Source organism: Clostridium cuniculi (assembly GCF_004353185.1).
Classification (GTDB): Bacteria; Bacillota; Clostridia; order Clostridiales; family Clostridiaceae; genus Clostridium; species Clostridium cuniculi.
In genome coordinates, this window is sequence record NZ_SMUS01000026.1 from 37924 (window position 1) to 61677 (window position 23754).

Annotated in this window: 16 protein-coding genes and 2 pseudogenes; 15 read left to right on the top strand and 3 right to left on the bottom strand. The window is 27.1% G+C overall.

Annotated features, from left to right (window positions below; translation table 11 throughout):
- The first annotated feature begins 133 nt into the window (after positions 1 to 133).
- The 6 genes from EJJ37_RS13185 to EJJ37_RS13210 all read left to right on the top strand — a co-directional run bounded on the left by EJJ37_RS13185 (position 134) and on the right by EJJ37_RS13210 (position 12116).
- Positions 134 to 6562 (top strand): beta-N-acetylglucosaminidase domain-containing protein, encoded by a 6429-nt coding sequence (locus EJJ37_RS13185; RefSeq protein ID WP_133016047.1) that lies wholly within the window; start codon positions 134 to 136, stop codon positions 6560 to 6562.
- Positions 6563 to 6763: 201 nt separating this feature from the next.
- Positions 6764 to 7390, top strand: a complete 627-nt coding sequence (locus tag EJJ37_RS13190; protein ID WP_133016048.1) for a hypothetical protein — start codon at positions 6764 to 6766, stop codon at positions 7388 to 7390.
- A gap of 117 nt (positions 7391 to 7507) precedes the next feature.
- Positions 7508 to 8665, top strand: coding sequence for a flagellin lysine-N-methylase (gene fliB / locus EJJ37_RS13195; RefSeq protein WP_133016049.1), 1158 nt, complete (start codon positions 7508 to 7510; stop codon positions 8663 to 8665).
- Positions 8666 to 8828: 163 nt separating this feature from the next.
- Complete coding sequence (locus tag EJJ37_RS13200; protein WP_133016050.1) at positions 8829 to 9803, top strand: NAD(P)-dependent oxidoreductase; 975 nt, start codon at positions 8829 to 8831, stop codon at positions 9801 to 9803.
- Between the two features lie 64 nt (positions 9804 to 9867).
- Positions 9868 to 10209: a hypothetical protein gene (locus EJJ37_RS13205; protein WP_133016051.1), complete on the top strand. Its 342-nt coding sequence runs from the start codon at positions 9868 to 9870 to the stop codon at positions 10207 to 10209.
- 338 nt (positions 10210 to 10547) lie between these two features.
- Positions 10548 to 12116 carry an AbgT family transporter gene (locus EJJ37_RS13210; protein WP_133016052.1) on the top strand — a complete coding sequence of 523 codons (1569 nt, stop codon included), beginning with the start codon at positions 10548 to 10550 and terminating at the stop codon, positions 12114 to 12116.
- 123 nt (positions 12117 to 12239) lie between these two features.
- Here EJJ37_RS13210 and EJJ37_RS13215 read toward each other — a convergent pair whose 3' ends face one another.
- The gene (locus tag EJJ37_RS13215; protein WP_243124892.1) at positions 12240 to 12752 is read right to left on the bottom strand and encodes an ECF transporter S component; all 513 of its coding nucleotides are present in this window, start codon (positions 12750 to 12752) and stop codon (positions 12240 to 12242) included.
- Positions 12753 to 12919: 167 nt separating this feature from the next.
- Here EJJ37_RS13215 and EJJ37_RS20285 point away from each other — a divergent pair, with 167 nt between their 5' ends.
- The 4 genes from EJJ37_RS20285 (at position 12920) to EJJ37_RS13230 (ending at position 18219) form a co-directional block, all read left to right on the top strand.
- A complete protein-coding gene (locus EJJ37_RS20285) occupies positions 12920 to 13096 on the top strand; it encodes a hypothetical protein (RefSeq protein ID WP_166484764.1) in 177 nt (58 codons plus the stop codon).
- A 133-nt stretch (positions 13097 to 13229) separates the two neighbouring features.
- On the top strand, positions 13230 to 14477 hold the full coding sequence (locus EJJ37_RS13220) for an HD domain-containing phosphohydrolase (protein ID WP_133016053.1): 1248 nt from the start codon (positions 13230 to 13232) through the stop codon (positions 14475 to 14477).
- Positions 14478 to 14719: 242 nt separating this feature from the next.
- Positions 14720 to 16447 (top strand): ABC transporter ATP-binding protein, encoded by a 1728-nt coding sequence (locus tag EJJ37_RS13225; RefSeq protein WP_133016054.1) that lies wholly within the window; start codon positions 14720 to 14722, stop codon positions 16445 to 16447.
- Complete coding sequence (locus tag EJJ37_RS13230) at positions 16447 to 18219, top strand: ABC transporter ATP-binding protein (protein ID WP_133016055.1); 1773 nt, start codon at positions 16447 to 16449, stop codon at positions 18217 to 18219. The genes EJJ37_RS13225 and EJJ37_RS13230 overlap by 1 nt, the downstream gene beginning before the upstream one ends.
- A gap of 75 nt (positions 18220 to 18294) precedes the next feature.
- Here EJJ37_RS13230 and EJJ37_RS13235 read toward each other — a convergent pair.
- Positions 18295 to 19116: pseudogene (locus EJJ37_RS13235) on the bottom strand (nitroreductase family protein).
- 311 nt (positions 19117 to 19427) lie between these two features.
- Between EJJ37_RS13235 and EJJ37_RS13240 the strand changes: the two are divergent.
- From EJJ37_RS13240 to EJJ37_RS20895, 5 genes and pseudogenes are all read left to right on the top strand, one after another.
- Positions 19428 to 20312, top strand: a complete 885-nt coding sequence (locus tag EJJ37_RS13240) for a LysR family transcriptional regulator (RefSeq protein WP_133016056.1) — start codon at positions 19428 to 19430, stop codon at positions 20310 to 20312.
- Between the two features lie 105 nt (positions 20313 to 20417).
- Positions 20418 to 20825 (top strand): arsenate reductase ArsC, encoded by a 408-nt coding sequence (locus EJJ37_RS13245; RefSeq protein ID WP_133016057.1) that lies wholly within the window; start codon positions 20418 to 20420, stop codon positions 20823 to 20825.
- 215 nt (positions 20826 to 21040) lie between these two features.
- Positions 21041 to 21232 carry a hypothetical protein gene (locus tag EJJ37_RS13250; protein WP_133016058.1) on the top strand — a complete coding sequence of 64 codons (192 nt, stop codon included), beginning with the start codon at positions 21041 to 21043 and terminating at the stop codon, positions 21230 to 21232.
- A 714-nt stretch (positions 21233 to 21946) separates the two neighbouring features.
- Positions 21947 to 22326 (top strand): annotated as a pseudogene (locus EJJ37_RS13255) (phage holin family protein).
- Between the two features lie 138 nt (positions 22327 to 22464).
- A complete protein-coding gene (locus EJJ37_RS20895; protein WP_476695894.1) occupies positions 22465 to 22767 on the top strand; it encodes a hypothetical protein in 303 nt (100 codons plus the stop codon).
- Positions 22768 to 22968: 201 nt separating this feature from the next.
- Here the strand turns inward: EJJ37_RS20895 and EJJ37_RS13265 are convergent.
- Positions 22969 to 23754 (bottom strand): LPXTG cell wall anchor domain-containing protein (locus EJJ37_RS13265; RefSeq protein WP_133016059.1); only part of this gene is annotated, 786 nt, incomplete at its 5' end.

Genomic DNA, 23754 nt, shown 5'->3' on the forward strand with positions numbered 1-23754 from the left:
ATTTATTTAAGAAGATTTACATATAGAAATGGTTGTAAATGTTTACCAGAAACCGTATAATTACATTATATGGTAAAAAGTATTATTTATAAGTTAACTTTTAAATTATTATGTGAAAATAATAGGGGGAAAAATGAGAAGAGAGATGTTAAAAAGGTTGCTAGCAACAACAATGGCTAGTGTATTTATTATCAATGGTTTAACTATAACTAAGGTTGATGCATTTACTGATAAAAATAATGAAGTTAGTATATCATTGCCTAAATTAAATCCAGTTCCTGAAAACATAGAAGTTAATGAAGGGATATTAACAATTACATCAACAGTTAATCTACAAGGAGAAGATTTAGCAGATGAAGATGCAATAAGAGTTTTAAAAGAGTTTTTTAGTGAAAATAATATTGTAATTAATGAATCATATGATGAATCATCAACTACGTTAATAATTGGTGAGGTAGAAGATGATATACAAGAAATGGATGAAGCTAAGGAAAGAATTGGAGTTTCAGGTGCTGAGGAATTAAAAGATGAGGGGTATGTACTTGCTGTTGATTCTAGTGATGGTAATAATGGAACTATTTTAATTGAAGGTAAAGATGAAGATGGTACTTTCTATGGTGTTAAAACATTGACTCAGTTAGTTACTAATACAGGAAGTAAGGTGTATTCTAATGATGTTCTTATAACTGATGAGCCAACTATGAAAACAAGGGGTATTGTTGAAGGATTTTATGGAACACCATGGACACATGAAGAGAGATTAGATCAAATAAGATTTTATGGCGAAAATAAAATGAACACTTATATTTATGCACCAAAGGATGACCCATATCATAGAGACAATTGGAGAGAACCATATCCAGAAAGTGAAATGGCAAGAATGAATGAGCTTATTCAAACTTCAAATGAAAATAAAGTTGATTTTGTTTTTGCAATTTCACCAGGTATAGATATTAGATTTGATGGAGAAGAAGGGGAAGAAGATTTCAAGGCTTTAGTAAGTAAATGTGAATCATTATATGATATGGGAGTCAGAAGTTTTGCCATATTATTTGATGATATAAGTAATAAAGATGGTGTTAAACAAGCAGAGTTATTAAATAGATTTAATGAGGAATTTATTAAAGTAAAAGGAGATGTTAAACCTCTTATAACTGTTCCAACAGAATATGATACTCATGCTATGGGAGGATCAATTGATGAAGTAAGTCAATATACAAGGGATTTCTCAAGTACATTAAGTAGTGACATAATGGTTATGTGGACAGGTCCTGTAGTTGTATCAGAAGGAATAGATTTAGAAAATGCTAACTTTGTAAATTCAGTGTATGGAGAGAGAATGGGTATATGGTGGAATTATCCTGTTACTGATTATATGAAAGAAAAACTAGCTTTAGGTCCAATATATAATGCAGATAAGGCCTTAGAAGGAAATATAGATTTCTTTACTATGAACCCAATGGAACATGCAGAACTTTCAAAAATAACATTAGCAACAGGAGCTGACTATTCTTGGAATACATCTGAATATGATTATCAAGAATCTTGGAAGAAAGCTATAGAAATGATGTATGGAGACTTAGCTCCATATATGATAACTTTTGCAAATCATTCATCAAGGATGGAAGCAAGTTGGGCTTCTACTGGTAGAGGAGATGCACCAGAAGTAAGACAAACTATGGATGACTTACTTAGAAAAATAGTTAAGGGACAAGATGTTACTGCTGAAATTGAAATATTAAATAAAGAATTTAACGATATGATTGAGGCTGCTGATGTATTAAAGGAAAAGCTGCCTGATAATGTTCTATCCCATTGTAGTGAAAACTTAGACAAGTTAAAACTTTTAGGGGAGAATGATAAGTTAGCTTTAGATTATTTAATAGCTAAGAGAGATAAAAATACTGAAGAGATAGAAAGATTAGAAGCTTTATTAAATGACAATTTATCAAGTTTAAATAGTGGTAAGAAACTTTCAGAAAAAACTGCATTAGCATTTATAACTGAAGCTTTAGAAAGTGATTTTAATGCAAAAGCAAACTTTGATGTTTCAAGTACTTTTGTAGCACCAGGAGAAGAAGTTAAATTTACAAATTTAAGCTCAATGGCATCATCAGAATTTGAGTGGACATTTAAAGGAGCTAATATTGAAAGTAGTACTGAGGAAAATCCAACAGTAGTTTATGAAAAAGAAGGAATATATTCAGTAACATTAAAGGCTAAAAATACATTAGGTAATGATGTTATTGTTAAAGAGGGGTTAATTACAGTTTCAAATTCTGCAAATACTGAAAAGACTAATCTTGCTTTAGGAAAATCAGTAACTGCATCAAGTTCAGTAGCTACATCAGAAGCAGCAGAAATGGCTGTTGATGGAAAAACAAATACTAAATGGTGTGCTAATAAGGGAAATACTCATACTTTAACTATAGATTTAGGAAAAGTAGATACAATAACAGATGTGGTTATAAAGCATTCAGAAGCAGGTGGAGAAGCAGCCTCTATGAATACCAAGGCTTATAGAATTGAGGTTAGTACAGATGGAGAAAATTATAAAGAGATAATAAATGTTACTAACAATACAGCTGGTATTACTACAGATAAAATTCCTGTAACTAAAGCTAGATATGTTAAGTTGATTGTAGAGAAGCCTACTCAAGGTAGTGATAATGCAGCAAGAATTTATGAAGTAGAAGTAATGGGAGTAGAAGGGGATATTGAATTACCGCCTATATATGTAGTTCCAGGTGAAGAAAAAGAGCCTATAGTTTATCCAGTACCTCAAGAAACTACTTATTTATCAGATGATGGTATGGAGCTGGTAGGAGAGGTTAATGTTGTAATTCATGGTGATCAAGAAGAAGCAACAGTAGGAAAGTTAGAAGAAATATTAAAAGAAAATAATATAAAATATAATATTTCAGAAGAGGTTGCAAATGATAAGGCAAATATAGTATTAACATCAGATAAAAATCATTGCGAGAATTGCGTAGATAGTGATTTATTAGAAGATGAAGCTTTAAATAATAAAGAAGGATATGTAATTAAAACTAGTAATGATGAAAATGAGAAAGGAAATATATCTATAGTTGCATCTGATAGTGAAGGGGCATATTATGGAGTATTAACTTTAGGACAAATTTTAGAGAAAGAATCAAATAATAAGATTGTAGAAGTTGTTATTAGTGATTATCCAGAAATCGAATTTAGAGGATTTATTGAAGGATTCTATGGAACACCATGGAGTCATGAAGATAGAATAAGTCTTATGAAAGATACTAGTGAATATAAGATGAACACTTATATTTATGCACCAAAAGATGATCCTTATCACAGAAGTAATTGGAAGGATTTATATCCAGAAGAAGAAGCTAAGCAAATACAAGAGCTTGCCCAAGCAGGAACTGAAAATAATATTAATTTCTGTTGGACAATCCATCCAGGGGCAACATTGAAATTTACTGAGGATGATTTTGATGCTCTTATAGCAAAATATGAACAATTATACGACTTAGGAGTAAGACAATTTGGTGTATTATTTGATGATACAGATGATTGGACTAATGGTAAAAAACAAGCTGAATGGATAAATAGAATTGATACTGAATTTGTAAAGGCTAAAGGTGATGTTGCCCCTATGATAGTTATTTCAGCAAGGTATAACTCTGCATGGGGACCAAATATGGATAGATACTTTAAGCCATTTATGGAAACTTTACATTCAGATATTCAAGTAATGTGGACAGGGCATGCAACAATGTCTAATATATCTAAGGGTGTAATGGAATGGCCAAAGACACAAACTGGAGTATATAAAGATTTAGCAGTTTGGTGGAACTATCCAGTTAATGATTACTGTGATTCAAGAATTCTTATGGCACCATTACACAATTTAAGTACAGATTTAAATAATGTTAGTGGATTCTTCTCAAATCCTATGAATCAAGCTGAAGCTTCTAAGGTTGCTTTATATAGTATAGCTGATTATACTTGGAATACTGATGAATTTGATTATATGAAGAGTTGGGAAACTTCAATAGAAAAGCTTGTTCCAGAGATAAAAGAAGAATTTATGAGATTTGCAAGTAATACATGTTACTTAAAGGATGATGGTGGAGCAAGTGGTGCTTTTGAATATGATGAGTCTTGGTATTTGGCTGAAAAAATAGATGCATTAAAGAGTGCAATTTCTAATAATGAACCATTAGTTGATAAAGCAAATGATTTATTAACTGAGTTTAATATTATTGTATCAGATTATGATGTTATTAAAGAGAATATAAATAATGATAATTTGCTTTCAGAAATTGAACCGTTTTTAAATTCATATAAAGCTTTAGGGGAAGCAGGAGTAGCGGCAATGAAGTCATTAATTGCCTCAGAAGAAGGAAAAATAGAAGAATGGCTTGATAATAGTAATTTAGCTAATGAAAAGTTAGAGTTAATGAATACATTTACTGTTGATAGATTAGAAAATGATACTATAACACCTTATACAGTAGCTGTAGGAGAAAAGAGACTTAAACCAATTATTAATGAAGTTATAACTGTTTCAAGAGATATAATTTCTAAAACTATATTTAAAGAAATAAAGCCTGAAGTCATATCATCGAAAAAAGATTTAAATATTGATGTAAAGTTTGAAAATGGAGAATATTCTATAGGTGAAATTACAGCTTTAGAGCTCAATAAAGATGAATATATTGGAATAGCACTTCCTAAGGCAAATAAATTATCAGAAGTTATAATTAATGCAAGTGACTATGAAGGACTAGTGCTTGAATACTCATTAAATGGAATAGAATGGTCTGAAGCTGAAACAAATATTACTGATGGAGTAATAAATAGTAATAACAGCATAGCTGCAACATTTGTTAGAATAGTAAATAAAGGTGATAATAAAAAGACTATAGATATTAATAGTTTTGAGGCAAAGCCTGTTTATAAGATGACACCAACTATATCTGAAAATATAGGAACTTATCAAAGCTATAATATTGACAAAGCATTAGATGGAGATAGATCAACTAAATATTGGTCAGATAAAGCAACATCTTCAGGCCATTATATACAAATAGACTTAGGTAATAAAGTACCTCTTTATGATGTAAGTGCATATTTTGGTGCTACAGATTATATGAGAAATTCAGAATATTTAATATCTGAAGATGGAATTAATTGGACTTCATTAGGAGAATTACAATATACCTCTGAAGGAGACAAGAAAGTTGCAACTATAAATGCTAATGGTCAAATAGCAAGATATATTAGAATACAAGCTAATGGAGATAACTCAGGATATTGGGTTCAATTATTTGAAGTAGAAGTTAATAAAACAGTTCCTGATGCTGGTGATAATTATGTAGAATTAGTAACAGGTGATTTAGAAGGTAGGGTAGATTATTTATATGACGGTGATTTATCTACTGCATTTGAAGCCGAAATTAATAAGACTACTCAATCATTAGTTTATAAGATGACAAGAGTAACAAATGTAGGAGATATATTATTCTTGCAAGATAAAGATAATATAAGTAAAGCTACTGTAAGTGTTAAAAATACAAATGGTGTTTGGAAGAAAGTTGGAATATTAGGAAAACAATTAAGTGACATAGAAGTTAATGATGATATTTTAGAAGTTAAGATAGAATTTGATATTAATAATCCATCACCAAAAATTTATGAAATAATAGTAAATGAAAATACTGAAGTGGATGAAGATGTATTTAAAGAGCATTTACAAATAGCTATTGATATGGCAAATGAAATTACTGATGAAGAGCTAGAAAATGTTGTTCCTATAGTTGTAGAAGAATTTAAAGAATCACTAGCTAAAGCAATAGAGGTTTTAAATAATTCTAATTCAAATCAAGAGGAAGTCGATGCTGCCTTTGATAGACTAGCTGCTGCAATGCAAAAATTATCATTCTATAAAGGCGATAAGGAGCAATTAATTAATCTAAGAGATAGAATTAGTAAATTAAATAAAGATGAGTTTATACCATCAACTTGGAATAACTTAGAAAGCGTTCTAGGAGAGGTTAATATTATCATTGATGATGAAAATGCTTTAGAAAATGAAGTAAAAGAAGGATATAATAAATTAATAAAAGCTTATCTTGAATTAAGATTAAAACCAAATAAAGATAAATTACAAGACTTAATTAATAAAGCAGAAGCTTTGGATTCAAGTAAGTATACAGAGGATAGTTTTAGTAATGTAGTTAATGCATTAGAAATGGCAAAATTAGTACTTGCTAATGAAGAGGCAACTGAAGAGGAAGTTCATAATGCTAAGGGTGCTTTAGAGTTAGCATTAGGAAGGTTAGTTGAAAATAGTACAAATAAGCCAGAGGATAATAATTCAAGCAATGATAATAATAGCTCAAGTAATAGTAGTAATGAAGATAACAATAGTAGTGGAAATAGTAATGATAAGACTAATGGTAATACTAATAAAGGAAATTTACCTAAAACAGGTGGAAGTTCAGCTGGAGTAATTGGAGTTTTCGGCGCAATAATATCTGCAATAGGAGCAAGTTTATTTAAAAAGAGAAAATAGAAATTAGAAAATAGATGCTCCCGTAAGGTTAAGGAAATAGATTCTTTATACCTAAGGGAGTATTTATTTTTATGATATTAGAGTGAAAATTTTAAATTTAAGAGATAAATTATTCTTAATAAAATTGAATAGTTAAAAATAAGTGGAATAGAAATATAAAGAATCATAGGATAATATATAGCAATTTAAGAGGAAAAATTATTGAAGAAAAAAAGAAGGAAAAAGTGCAAAAATAATTGCAATTGTGATCCATTAGAAAATTTTGAGCTTCCTCCATGTGCTAAATTTTTAGGAAGTCCTAATCCGTTGGTAAAAGATGGTCAAATTTTATATAGAAATCTTAATAGATTATATTTCTTTTTAACATATAACTATTCAAAATTTAATAATCAAAATTATAACCCTATAAATCCAGCCACATTTAATGTAAATGCAAATGCAAATTTACAAATAGATTTATATTGTTTTATTATAGGTCTATATATTAATGAAGTAGAAAAAGGAAATATAAATTTTGATAGCAATGTAAAGATTCATGATGATGAAAAGGCAGATGAATTTATAAAAAAAGTTATGGAGAATAATTATGATTTAGACAGTTCTTTTGTTCCAGCTTTAACATATGTAATTTCAAATTCTAATGCAGTAATTGCACTTTTTACTGGTACCATAGATATAAGTATTACTAATTTTTATATTATTCTTATGCTTAGTAGGTTTAATAGTGATTATGGATTATTATTTTCAGATAATGCTTATGTTACAAATGATTTTATCAATAGAACTCTTGCTAATATTTATGTTGAGTTTAATAAGTGTAGAAAATAAATAGTAGATTTAGTTAATAAATATATGAATTTAGAAACTTGATACTATAATTAATAAATATTAAAATGAAATCTGAAAGATATTTAGGTTTAATAACGTAAGATGTGAGGTTAGAAAATGAAAATAAGAGTACCAGAATATTTTAAAGATTTTAAATGTATAGCATCAGAATGTGAAGATACATGTTGTGCAGGTTGGGGAATAGTAATTGATGATGAAACTTATTCCAAGTATCAAAAGGTAGATGGAGTATTTGGTGATAGATTAAAAAGTGAAATAGTACATGATGCCGGAGAAAATATATTTGTATTAAAAGGAAATGACTGTCCATTTTTAAATGAAAATAAGTTATGTGATATATATAATGAACTTGGAGAAGAGGGGCTTTGTTATACATGTAGGCAGTATCCAAGGTATTTAGAGGAGTTTGGAAGCTTACGTGAAATGGGAATTTCTTTATCATGTCCAGAGGCGGCTAGAATAATATTAAGAGATTCTAAGAAGGCTATATTTGAATTAAGTGAAAATGATGAAGAAGTTAGTGGATATAATGATATTAATGCTAGACTTTATATAGAGCTTATGCAATGTAGAAAGATAGTTTTTGATATTCTTCAAGATAGAAATCTAGAATTAAATGCTAGGGCATCAATAGTGATTTCTTTTGCTAAAGAAATTCAAGATAAGATAGATGAAAGTGAAATAGGTGATATTAAATCTATTAGAGAAAAGTATAGCAATGAAAGTTTTATAAAGGAATTTTTATGTGATTTAGAAAAATATAAGAATAAAGAAAATAATAAATATAATAATATGCATGAGTATTTTAAAGTATTTAAAAATTTAAAGCATATACATCCAAATGATCCTTTAGGCTTAGATGATGCAATAAGATATTTTTGGCAAAATGAAGATGATAAAGAAATATACTTAGCTAAGAATAAAGACTTTAATAAATATTATGAAAAATCAATGTATAAATTTGAGCATATTTTAGTTTATTTTATATTTAGATACTTTATGAAAGCTGTTTTTGATTATGATGTATCAGCAAAAGTAAAAACAGCTATAGTAAGTTATTTGATGATTAAAGAGTTAGCAGTAACAAGATTTACTGAAGAAGGTGATTTCACAGATGCTGATATAGTTGATATAGCTCATACTTATTCAAAGGATATAGAGCATTTAGAAGAAAATATTGAAAGTTTAGCAGAGATATTTGAAACTAATGATGTTTTTACCGTAGAAGAAATGATAGTAACTTTAATGAATTAAAAAAATTTAATAGTTTAAAAGAATTTAAGAAATCTGTGTAAATTTTAGTTTGCACAGATTTTTATATTATAAATTATATTTTGTGTTTAAGGGAGAAATAGCATTAATTATAAAAGAAGATTATAAGTATAGTAATATGAGGATTGGGGGTAAGGAGAATATAATGAAAATTGTAATAAGTGATTATTCATATATAATGGATAGAGATTTAGAGTATGAAATATCTACATTGAAAAAAATTAAAGATGCTGAAGTTGTTATATATGAGTATACAGGTAATAAAGAGGAGTTTATTAGTGTAATAGAAGATGCAGATTCAATAATTACTGCCTATATAAAATTATATAAGGAAGTATTAAGTAGAGCTAAGAATTTAAAAGTAATATCAATAAATGCAACAGGTTATAATATAGTAGATTTAGAAGAAGCTAAAAAAAGAAATATAGCAGTTTGTGCAATAGATGAATATTGTACAGAAGAAGTTGCAGACCATACAATGGCGCTTATTTTAGCATTAGCTAGAGGTTTAAAATATTATGGAAAAGAAATTGAAGAAAAAAGAGTTTGGAAATATTATTCAATAGGGAGTTTAAAAAGACTTAGTGGATTAAATTTAGGTATTTTTGATTTTGGAAAAATAGGAAAGGCAGTTGCTAAAAGGGCACAAATTTTTGGAATAAATATTTTAGTTTTTAATCATCATACATCTAAAGAAGAAGCTGATAAGTTAGGAGTTAAATTAGTTGATGAAGACTTTATATATGAAAATGCAGATATAATAAGTAATCATATGAGTCAAAATAGTAGTAATACATACTTCTTTTCAATAGAGAAGTTTAAAAAAATGAAGAGAAAGCCTATTTTCATAAATGTAGGTAGAGGCGATGCAGTAATAGAAGATGATTTAGCTTATGCTTTAGATAACAATTTAATTAGTGGAGCTGGATTAGATGTATTAAAAGGAGAGGGACAGGACTTAGAAAATAATAAGTTATTAAATAGAGAAAATGTAATAATAACACCGCATGCTGCTTTTTATTCAGAAGATTCAATTAAGGATTTACAAAGAATTTCTTGTGAAAATGTAGTTTTTTATTTAACTGGACAAATAGATAAGGTATGTAAAATAATAAAGTAAGTTTTAAGTGATTTTTTTAATAATTATAAAATTATAGGAGATAATATTTCTTGAGGTGAAACGGATGAAGAACAAAGTTATAATTTTATTATCTTCAATATTTTTATGTCTTATTATTTTTACAGTTAAAGTAAATGCTAGCACTCCTATATCCCCAATTAGTGAAGTTTATAAAGAAGGAATTTATCAGATTAATAAAGAAGATACTGGGTCATATAATCTACAATATCAATTTCTTACTAAAGATAAAGAGTCAGCCATAATAGTACTAGATGAAAATGATGATATAGTATATAAAAATATTAATTGTAATAGAAAATGTAATGCAGGTGTAATAACAAATAAAAATAAAATAATAATTATTAGTGATGGAGAAGTAATGTTAGATTTTACTAAGGCAAAATAGTGAATATTTGATATATAGAGTAGTATATTTTAATATATTATACAATTGTTTAATTATAAATTCTAGACGCATTGAGTCTAGAATTTTTTTGTTTTGTCATACATTGGTATTGAAATCTAGTTTTTTGCATGTATCGACACAATTTAATATAAGTAATATTTTAATGCAAGAATTATTTTGCTAAAATTTATTTTTTTTATTGATATTTTAAAATAATAATGTTTTGTTATAAAAAGTATAAAAATATATTAAAAAGGTTGATAAATTAATAAAAATATAGTAATATTATAATAAATTTAGTTATATAGTAATAATTAACTTATATGCGGGGGGATAAGATGGAACAGAGAAACGAAAGAAAAGTGATTGATTTACAAGAAAAGCGAAAAGTATCTTTAATTGAAAAGATAGGGAAGAAAATACCAGATCCAGTTATAATATTTGCAATATTTTATGTTGTTGTTTTAGCTGCTACTTTCTTCTTAGGGGGAAAAACATTCGATGTTCTGAATGGAGATGGATCTTATACAACACATACTATTTTAAATATGTTTGATGCAGAAAATGTTCAATGGATATTTTCAAATGCATTACTTAACAACTGGTTAGCATATGGTGGAGGGGTACTAGGTACAATTCTAGTTGTTATGCTAGGAGTTGGTCTTGCAGAAGAATCAGGACTTTTATCTACATTAATTAAAAAAGTAGGATTAAAAGTTTCAGATAAAATGCTTCCAATAGTTTTAGTATTTTTAGGAATAATGAGTAGTATAGCTACTGATGCAGGTTATGTAATTTTAATACCTTTAGCAGGACTTTTATATGCAGGATTAAAGAAAAATCCACTTATAGGTATGGCTGCAGCTTTTGCAGGGGTTTCAGCAGGGTTTAGTGCTAACTTAATTCCAGCTACACCAATTGATATAATAATTGGTAACAATGCAAAGATATTTGCAGAAGGACAAGGAATACCTTTTACTAATGCTGCTGGAGAAGCATTAAATCCAGCTACTATGCATTATTACTTCGTAGTTGCTTCTACTTTTATGCTAGCAGCTATAGGTGCTTTTGTAACTATAAAAATAATCAAGCCAAGACTTGAAAAAGAAAGCTATGTAATTCCAAAAGATATGAACTTAGATGATTTTACAGTTAAGCCTGTAGAAAATAAAGCTCTTAAGTTTGCAGGTTTAGGATTTTTAATTTCAGTTGCTTGTGTAGTAGGATTATATTTTGGACCATTAAAGACATTTGTAGATGCAGAAACAGGTTCAAAAGTAACTCCATTTATGGATAACATTATATTAATAATAACATTCTTATTCTTTATGCCTGGTGTATTCTATGGTATAAAAGTTGGAAAGTTTAAAAATGCTAATGATGTAGTAAAAGGTATGTCTAAGCAAATGGGTTCTATGGGATCAGTACTTGTTTTAACATTCTTCTCATATAACTTCCTTGCATTATTAACTAAGAGTGGACTTGGAACTTATATTACTTACTTAGGTGGTAACTTATTAAAATCTATGAATTTATCAGAGTATCCAATACTTTTAATAATAGGATTTATATTAATAACAGCTGTAATAAACTTATTTGTTGGTGGATTAACCTCAAAATGGATGTTACTTGGACCAATATTCTTACCAATGTTATATCAAGTAAATTCAAACATGACACCAGAAGTTGTTGCTGCTGCTTATAGAGTTGCTGACTCATCAACTAACATAATAACTCCATTAATGTCTTATGCAGGTATTATATTAGTATACATGAGAAAGTACAAGCCAGAATATACAATTGGTGATATGATAAGGTTAATGATGCCTTACTCAGTAAGCTTTTTAGTTGGTTGGACAATTCTTTTATTAGGATTCTTTGCATTCGGAATACCATTTGGATTCTAATAAATAAAATATATAGAAATTCCTTAATAGTAGTAAAATGCTATTAGGGAATTTTTTTAGTGTAAATAAAAAATATAATATAATAAAAATGCCACATAATTTTTATGCAGCATTTTTATTATATTAAGCACTTCTTAACATTTTTAATATATTAGATTTTTCAAGTGCTGTAGCTAAAACAAGGGCTAATACTATTCCAACAATTGATTGAATAATGTTACCTGGAACAGAAGCAATTGCACCAGCAAATCCGTACATTACAGTTTCAACTAAACAGTAACCAATAACTTGAAAAGTACATCCAATAATAGATCCAATAATCCAAGCAAATTTAGTTTTACTAATTAGATTTTCAGCAATTATAGCAATGATTAATACCATAATAGCCTTAATTAAAAATGTAGGAATGATATATTGCATATATCCACTTAACAAATCACATAATGCAGCTCCTAAACCAGCAGCTAAAGCTCCTTTTTTCTTTCCTAAAATTAAAGCAGATATAATAACCATAGAATCACCTATATGTGTATATCCATTTAATGAAGGGATTTTAATTAAAAAAGTTGCTACAAAAACTAATGCAGCCATAATTGCAATTTTAGTTATATCTCTAGTACTAATATGTTTTTTCATTATAATAGCCTCCAACAAAATTTCCATATTAATAAAATACACTAACTATATAGAAAGTGCTAATGTATGGATACAATAAGAGGTTAGAAATTAAAAATAATTGCGACAAAATAAAAAAGTGGTGTATAATAGAGAAAATTAAATTAAAGGACAAGGAGATATGATATATGAGTGAAAATAATAATGTAAGATTAGGTCTTATTGAGTTATATAAGAACAAAATAAGATACATAGGATTTACACAAAAAGATTTAGATGAAAAGTATAATAGTAAATTCTTAGCACAAGAAGAATATGATATACTAACTAATTTTTACAATGAATATGTAACAAGTAATAAGTAGCAAAGTAAAAAGGCATTTGCTTAGTTGTGAATGTCTTTTTTTTTGTAGTCAATTATTATTGAATAGGATGAAATATGGAATAGTTTAGTGTATAATAAAAAAGATATGTTTAAAAAAGGGGAAGGATGGTAATGTGAATAAAGGTTTAAATATAACTAATGTACTAAAAACTGTTAATAGTGCATATGAAAGATTTGATAAAGATGCTTGTTTACATAGTTTACAAGTAGCATATTTAACTTTAAAGATATGTAAAAATCTAGATATAGATGAAGACACTAAAAATTCATTAGTTATAGCAGCATATTTTCATGACTTTTCAGCAGAAAAAACAAATATGTGTGATTCATTAGATAAATATGAAAAAGGTAATGCGGTAAAAGAGCATTGTATATTAGGATATCTATTATTTAAATTTTTATTACCCAAAAGTGATATATGTAAATTTATTTTATATCATCATAATACCTATGATGTGGATCATATAATTAATGATATTGAGAATCCTTTAGAAAGTAATATTATTAAATTAGCTGATGATATTTCTATTTACAATATATTTAATGAACAAGCATCTGTAAATGATGTAATTGACTTCTTAAATGAAAGATCTTATATGTATAACCCAAATTATTTAAATAGATTTTTGGATACTAATGCTAAAATGGCAATAGAAAATGTATTAAATGAAAGTTATAAAGAGAATTTTTGGAAAGAAGTGGATTTGTTAAACTATAAAGTAATTACTATAGAGGATATTATATTATGCTTAGCATTTATTATTGATTGTAAATGTGATATCACAAATTTTCATTCTTTATCAGTATCTAATACTAGCTGTATGCTAGGGAAATATTTTAATTTAAGCGAAAATGAATACTATAATCTTAAAATAGGAAGTCTACTGCATGATATTGGTAAAATAGCAATACCAAATGAAATATTAAAAAAGGAAGGACCTTTAACAAAAGCTGAATTTGAAATTATGAAACAGCATGTTGTATATACATATGAAATTTTATCTAATTTAAAACATGAACATATTTTAAATATAGCCTCTAACCATCATGAAAAATTGAATGGTAAAGGATATCCTAGAGGACTTTCAGATTTAACATTAAGTGAAAAAATTGTTGCAGTAGCGGATATATTTGTAGCATTAATACAAAAAAGGTCTTACAAGGATGGATTTAGTAAAGATAAAGTTATTGAAATATTAAGTAACTGTACAAACAAAGGTGAAATAGATGGAGAAGTTGTAAAAAAAGTTATAGAAAATTATGATTATTTAGAAAAAATGAATAATCAGCTATATTCACTATATAATGATGAAATAACACTATTATATAATGAATATAATAATCTTCTTTCTAAGATTTAATAATAAATTATCTTAATAAAGATGAAGATATATAAATTATAACTGCTCTATGTCAATTAGACATAGAGTTAATTTAATTTTATTTTATTAATAAATATAGTTCTATATTATTAGAGATAAAAAAAGAGGATTGAAAATATTTTATTGACATAAAATATTTTTGAGGGTAAAATTAAAATCTTTATTATGTTAAAATAAGTAAATTAAACACAAGATTATATTTACAAGAGGAGGGATAATAAGTGAAATTAATATTAAGATACTTAAAAAATTATAAAGGTCTTATTTTATTAAACTTATTAGGGGTATTTGGTTTTGCATTAGTAGAACTTGGAATACCTACAATAATGGCAAATGTAATAGACAAAGGTATAGCTTATAATTATATAAGCTATATAAAGAGAATGGGAATTGTAATTGTAGCAATTTCAATATTAGGAGTTATGGGAAGTATACTTTTAGGATATACATCAGCAAATATTTCAACAAAAGTTGTAAGAGATATAAGAAATGATATATTTAAAAAGGCACAGAGTTTTTCTCATAGTGAATATGATAAGTTTGGTATATCTTCAATGATAACAAGAACAACAAACGATGCGTTTCAAGTAATGCAATTTACAAATACAATATTAAGAATGGCCATGATATGTCCAGTAATGTTTGTTATAAGCTTATTTATGATATTAAAAACAAGTGCTAAGTTATCAATAATATTAGTAGTTACATTACCGCTTATAGTATTGGGTGTATATCTAATAGCAAAAACATCACATCCATGGTCACAAACTCAACAAAAGAACTTAGATAGACTAAATAGAATATCAAGAGAAAATTTAACAGGTATAAGAGTTATAAGAGCTTTTGGTAATGATGATTATGAAAGCAAGAGATTTAATAAAGCAAATAACAAATATGCAAGTATTTCAAAGAAATTATTTAAGTTAATGTCAGTAGCACAACCATCATTTTTCTTATTACTTAATTTAGCAATAATAGTACTATTTTGGATAGCAAGTAAAATGATTAATGTAGGAACATTACAAATTGGACAATTAGTAGCATTTATAGAATATTTATTCCATGCAATGTTTTCATTAATGTTATTTTCTAATGTATTTGTTATGTATCCAAAGGCACAAGTTTCAGCAGAAAGAATAGAAGAAATATTATCTTCAGAATCATTAATTAAAGATCCGGAAAATGGCGTTACAGAAACAAATAATGAAGGTACATTAGAATTTAATGATGTTACTTTTGTATATCCTGATGGAGAAGAACCTGTAATAAAAAATGTTTCATTTAAAGCTAAAAAGGGAGAAACAATAGCATTTATAGGAAGTACTGGTAGTGGTAAATCTACACTTATAAATCTTATACCAAGATTTTATGATGTTACTAGTGGTTCTATAAAAATAGATGGAGTAGATGTAAGAGATTTTAAGTTAAAATCATTACGTAAAAAAATAGGATTTATAAGACAAAAAACTTTATTATTTACAGGAAGTATTAAAAGTAATATTAAGTTTGGTAAACATGAAGCAAGCCATGAGGAAGTAGTACATAGTGCAAAAGTTGCACAAGCTTATGACTTTATAACTAAGAAGGAAAAAGAATTTGATGAACCAATAGGTGAAGGTGGATCAAATGTTTCTGGGGGACAAAAACAAAGATTATCTATAGCAAGAGCTTTAGTTAGAAAACCAGAAATTTATATTTTTGATGATAGTTTTTCAGCATTAGATTTCAAAACAGATGCTATTTTAAGAGCTGAATTAAAGAAAGAAACTACTGATGCAATAGTATTAATAGTAGCTCAAAGAATAGGTTCAATTATGGATGCAGATAAAATAATAGTTTTAGATGAAGGTGAAGTAGTTGGCATTGGAAAGCATAAGGAGCTATTAAAGACATGCTCTATATATAAAGAAATAGCATTATCACAACTTACAGAGGAGGAATTAGCATAATGACAAAGATTAAAGATTCTATAAAAAAAATTACTCCTTTTGTTAAACCATATAGAATAGGATTTTTGACTGCTATTTTACTTATAATAGTAGCAGCTGTATTTACGGCACTTGCACCTAGAGTTGAAGGTTTAATTATAACTCAACTTACTAATGATTCTTTTGATTTAATAAAAGGTGTAGAAGGGGCAAGTGTAAATTTTAAATATATTACAGGAGTTTTAATCTTATTGCTTGTAGTGTATTTAGGAAATTCATTAGCAACTTATGGAGCTAGTTTTTTACTTACAAATGCTATTCAAAATAGTATGAGAGATTTAAGAGGATCAGTTCAAGATAAAATAAGAAGATTACCAGTTAGTTATTTTGATAAAAATAGTTATGGTGATGTATTAAGTAGAATTACAAATGATATAGATACTATTTCAAATGCACTTCAACAAAGTTTGAGTCAAGTTGTAAATTCAGTATTATCAGTAACCTTAGCTCTTATTATGATGTACTCTATAAATGTTAAAATGGCATTAATAGGAACACTTATAATTCCACTTAGCTACATAGTTTCAAGAGTAGTAGTAAGTAAGTCGCAAGGATATTTTAAAACTCAACAAGATGCTTTAGGTAAATTAAATGGTACAGTTCAAGAAATGTATACAGGATTTAATGAAATAAAGCTATATGGTAAGGAAGAGGATGCAATAGAGGAGTTTACTGCTATAAATGGTGAACTTCAAGTTGCAGGTTTTAAGGCGCAGTTTATATCAAGTACTATGGGACCTTTAGTTTCATTAGTATGTTATTTAGGAATAGCTGCAATAGGGATATTTGGAGCTATTATATCAATTGCAGGAGGAATTACAGTTGGTAACCTTCAAGCATTTATAAGATATATATGGCAAATAAATCAACCATTATCTCAAGTAACTCAATTATCATCAGCAATTCAATCAGCTTTTGCTGCTGTTGATAGAGTATTTGAATTCTTAAATGAAGAAGAACAATTAGAAGATAAAGAAAATTCTATAAAGTTAGATAAGCCAAAAGGAAATGTTTCTTTTGAACATGTAAGATTTGGATATAGTGATGATAAGATTTTAATTGAAGATTTAAATGTAGAAGTTAAATCAGGACAAATGGTAGCAATAGTAGGACCAACAGGTGCTGGTAAAACTACATTAATTAATTTACTTATGAGGTTTTATGAGCTTAAAGGTGGAGCAATTAAAATTGATGGAGTAGATACTAGAGATATGAAACGTGAAGATTTACGTAGTATGTTTGGTATGGTTCTTCAAGATACATGGTTATTTAATGGTACTATAGAAGATAATATAAAGTATGGTAGATTTGAGGCTACAAAGAATGATGTTATACTTGCAGCTAAGATAGCAAATGTACATCACTTTATAAAAACACTTCCTGATGGATATAATATGTTCTTAAATGAAGAAGCATCAAATATATCTCAAGGTGAAAAACAATTATTAACTATAGCAAGAGCAATAATTTCCGATCCTAAGATTCTTATATTAGATGAGGCAACAAGTTCAGTTGATACTAGAGTAGAGCTTATGCTTCAACAAGCAATGCAAAATGTAATGAAAGGAAGAACAAGCTTTGTTATAGCTCATAGATTATCTACTATAAGAAGTGCTGATTTAATTTTAGTAATTAAAGACGGAAATATAATTGAGCAAGGCAATCATGAAGAACTTATGGCTAAAGGTGGTTTCTATGAGGAATTATATAATAGCCAATTTGCAGAAAATTAAAGATTAATTTAAAAATAAAAAACTACGGCAAAAAATGTCGTAGTTTTTTTGAAAGTTAACATAAGTAATATAAAATTAAAGCCAGTTTATATTAGCTTCCTTTCTTGGAACAGTTCTTTGATATTTAACGTCAGGATATCCAATTACTAAACATGAAATTATTTGTTTGCCATCTTTTATTCCAAGTAAATCTAAAATTTCTTTATTGTCTTGTGAAGCAACTAATAAGAAGCCACTAAAGAAAGTACCAAGGCCTAAAGCATCTGTCATAAGCTCCATATTAGAAGAAGCTAATCCACCATTAATTTGTGAAGGAGAAGTAACAAAAATTACTGCTGGAGCATTAAAGAATAATCTATCATTTTTTATAGGATCTTCTTTAAATTGAGAATAACTATGTAACCACATATTAGCATATCTTTTTAAATATTCTGTTTCAGGAGTTAAATTTGCTAATATATATTCTCCTTTTTTCTTTAGGCTAGAATAAGCTAATTCCTTTAACTCATCTAATTTATCAGTAACTACTGTATAAGATACATCTTGACTGTTAGTTGAAGTTTGAGTAAATCTTCCTGCTTCAATAATTTGCTCAAGTTTTTCTTTTTATACAGGTTTATTTTTAAAACGTCTAACACTTCTTCTAAACTTAATGAAGTTTAAAAGATTTTCAGCTTCAACTGTAAAAGTTTCTTTATTATAAGGTTTTACTTCATCCATATTATAATCATCGCTTGAAACGGCATCTACAGGACAGACTGCAATACAGTGAGCACACTTGATGCAACCTTCATTATTAATATCAGCTTTTCCATCTTTTAATGAAATAACACGAACAGGACAATCTTGAATACATTGTGTACAAGCTATACATTTTTCTCTATCTACTTTAAACATTAAACACACACTCCTTAGTTATAAATTTAAAATTATACTTTATATTATTTTGTACTTTATATTAATAATAATTATAATTGAACATTGTTTTTGACTTTTATATTCATAAAATTTATAATTTTCTTTATTAATAAAGAAGCAATTGGATAATAATAATGTGATTATATCATCGCTTAAAAATATAAGTCCAATTGATAATATTCATAAATATATAACTAAAAGTTATAGGTTTATTTTGAACTTTACAAGCTCAACTAAAAATTAAGTGATATAAGGAATTTATATAAAATTTATTAGCAGGAGAGAAAAATATGAATTTGCAACAATTAGAATATTTTAAAGTTATATCAGAAACAAAAAACTTTACTACAGCATCAAATATTTTATTAGTAACTCAGCCAGCATTAAGTAAAGCAATTTCAAAATTAGAAGAGGAATTAAATGTGCCACTTTTTGAAAGAGAAGGGCGCAACATAAAAATAACTAAGTATGGAGATGTATTTTTAAAGTATGCTGAATCAGCACTTAATGATATTGAAAGAGGTATAGAAAAAATACAAGATATGAAGAAGAAGAATGATGGGATTATTTCTATAGCATCTACATATTGTATAGGTGCAACAATTATTCCATTTTTAATAAGTAACTTTTTAAATAGCAATATGCAAACAAAATTTAACTTTAATAATGAAAGTACAGATGAAATATTAAAGGATTTAAAGTATGGAAAAATAGATTTAGGGTTTTTTGATAATATTAAAAGGATTAATGATTATCCTGAAATAGAAGTTTCACTAGTAAAAAAAGAGGAATATGTATTAATAGTTCCTAAAAATCATTATTTATCTAATAAGGAAGAGGTATATTTAAAAGATTTAAAAGAAGAAAATTTTATAGTTTATAATACAAGAGATAATGAAAAAAAGATATCTTATGCAGAACTTATAGGTTATACACCTAAAATATCGGTGGAACCTACTGAGGCTAGTATGCTTGCAAGCTTAGTTTCTGCGGGAGCTGGTATTTCAATAGTTGTAAATACACCTATGATTAATACAAATAAAATTTCTAAAATAAGAATAAAAGATGATATTGGATATAAGAAAATTTATATGGGATGGAAGAAGGAAGCTTATATCTCAAAAATTGCAGAACAATTTAGAGAGTATGTTATAAAAAATATAAACCAATGGTAATTTTAAAAACTAATTATATTATAAATATAAAATATTGACTAAATATAGATAATCATCTATATTTAAAGTGTTTAATAGTATATAGTTTATAGGGAGAGATTAATTATGAATAAACCAAAGGTAGCATTTATATGCGTACATAATTCTTGTAGATCACAAATGGCAGAAGCATTAGGAAAAAAATATGGAGTAGATGTTTTTGAAAGCTATTCAGCTGGAACAGAAACAAAGCCACAAATTAATCAAGATGCGGTAAGGATAATTAAGAATCTATACCATATTGATATGAATGAAACTCAAAGGTCAAAATTGTTGGGTGATATACCGGAGGTTGATATTGTTATAAAAATGGGATGTAATGTTGTATGTCCATATTTACCAGCAAAACATGTGGAAGATTGGGGATTAGAAGATCCAACTGGAAAATCTGATGAAGAGTTTATTAAGATAGCAAAAACTATAGAAATAAAAGTTAAGGATTTAGCTAAAAGGATAAAGAACAAAGAAATATAATCCATAATACTAATATAGTTACTAAATCATTAAGCGTAAGTGGAAGTAAGAACTGTTTACAAGAAACTAAAAGCTATGGAGCACGATTTATTAATGATTATGAAACAGTAGAATATTATTTTGAAGATCTAGGCTTTGGGGAAATAAATGAAGATGTTTTAATGGATGTATTAACATTTGAATTAGAAGATTTATTATTAATGGAGGGAGAAAATATGAAATTACTAACAGGATTTGCAGTAGTAAAAGATAATGTAGGTAATAGAATAGCTTATACTACATCAGAAGTAGACGAAGCTGGAATTAGAGTATCATCTAATAACAAAGAAAGTTTTGTTGTATTAGATCCAGAAACAAATAATTTAATTGAACAATTAGAAGAAAAGATAAAAGAAAGATTAAAATAAATTAAAGAAAGAGAATAAGTTATTAAATAAAATCTAGTAGCAAGCGACAACTTATTCTCTTATTTTTTAGTGAAATAAGTCACAATAATATTTTATGAAAAAATATTAAATAAATGATTATTTAAGAGAAAAGAAAAATAAGGAAGATTCTTCAATACAAGAAATAACAATTGATGAAAGTGATGAAAAGTTAATCGAAGAAAATAATGAAAGTGATAACATAGAGTAGGGGAAAGATGTATATTAGTTTTAACAATCTATTTACACGAATAATCTTTTGGTTGTTAATAGGTATATTAGTACTTGGGATTATAGTTTTAATTAAATTAAATAAAACTATAAATAATGTGTTAGAAATATTAGAAAAAATAAGAAAAATATTGAATATACATGTAGTAAATTACCTATTGTAAGTAAAAATATAATTGAAATAACTGATAATATTAAAGATATAAGCGAAGTTGCTACAGAGTTTACAGCTGATGCAATTGTAACCAAAGAAAGTATTATTAATAATTATGATATGATAAAGGAAATATTTAAAATATTAAAATCAGTTTTTTGAAATAAATCATATAATATTAAATTGAGTAGGGAATAAATTAATATAACTTACTCTTTTTATTAAAATAAAAATATTTACAAGATATTAGAGCCGAAAGGCTCTTTTTTATATTTAAAAATACAAATGATTGGAGAAATGAAGATAATAGTATGGAAAATTCATCAAGCTATTTTAAAGTTATTGTTACAGCTATAGTAGTACTAATAGTATTTATGTTATTAGATTATACAACAGGAGTGTTAAGAGCATGGTTTAACAAAAAATATCCAGTGACATAGGATTAAAAGGAATAGCAAGAAAAGCAGTTATACTTATAGTATTAATTGTCGCAGTACTGTTAGACTAGTTATTAAATACTGGAACAAAGGTGTTTAGAACTTTAATTTATTACTTTTATATAGCAAGTGAAGGTATAAGTCTTTTAGAAAATTGTGCTGGGTTAGGGTTACCTATACCAGAAAAACTTAAAGATGCATTAGTACAGCTAAAGGATAGCGAAAAGAAAGAGTTAAGTAAAGAGCAGGAGTAGATCATGTTCTTTTATTTTATAAAAATGTATTATTAAAATGATATTGCATAAAGAGTTGTTAATGGATTAGGCGAATTAGGATTTAAAAATAGAGGGCAAAAAGTTAGAACAGGTCTATACGAGTTAAAGCATACTAAAATGAAAACTATGATAGTTGAAACTTGCTTTGTAGAAGGCACAGAAGATGTTGCTTTATGTAAAAAATTAGGTTCAGATGCAATCGGGAAGGCTATAGCTGAATCAATTGCAAATAAGAATATTCAAGTCAATACTACAAATATTTCTAATACTCAATCAAAAAATTCAAGTTATAGAGTAAGAATTGCAGCAAGTATATTAAATGTAAGAAAAGGAGCAGCAACTAATTACTCTAGTGCTACTACTGTTAAAAAGAATGAAGTCTATACAATAGTAGAAGAGAAAAATTGTTGGGAAAATTAAAGAGTGGTGCTGGATGGATAAGTCTTTCTTATACAAGTAAATTATAATTATAAGGAATTTAGAATTAAAAAAAATGAGAAAAACATTTAAAGTTTTATTTTAAAATTTTTATAGTAAATATATTTGATAAAAGATTATTATAATATTAGAGTTAAAGAATATATTATGAGAAAGTAATTTACTTTCTCATAATATATTAAATTATTTCTTATTTCTTCTTAATAGTACTCCAAGTGATAATGTTAATGTTCCGATTAAAGGTAAGGAACTGATATTACCTGTTTTAGGTAATTCTTTAATTTTATTTAAAGTTGTTGTTGTTAAAGTTTGAGCATTTGTATTAGAAGTAACAGTATTAGTAGTTGTGTTTGATTCTACTTTGTTATCAGTATTTAATTCTACTTCGTTATTATCTATATTGTCATTCTCTATAGTTGTAGAGTTATCAGAAGATACTAGCTTTTTAACAAAGTTATTTGCTATATCAACTAGATCTGTATATTCATTTTTTATATTTAATACTATATCAACATATTCATCACTTTCACGTAAAAGTGGATTTGAATCTTTTTTTACTTTAAATGAGATAGTTGTATAGTTATCATTAGAAGTAATTTTAACATCATTAGCTATAGTTGAAAAACTATCAAATAAAGCTTGTACTTTTAATAGTTCTACATTATTAATATTAACTTTAATAATAGAATCTGTTTCAGTGTCATTATTATCTAATGAAATAGTGCCTTCTGTTATTGCATTATTTATTATAGCTGTAATTTCACCTATATATGGAATATTAATTTTAGTATCCTCAGAAGAATCATCACTATCTACAGTTTCATCATCCTTTTGACAGTTACCACCTTCAGAAGGAGTAGTAGTTGTATCTTCTTGATCATCAGTATCTACAGATGGAGGAGTTACAGAACCACCATTATCACCAGGAATTTCATCTATATCGTTAGAAGGAAGTTCTGGATTAGTATC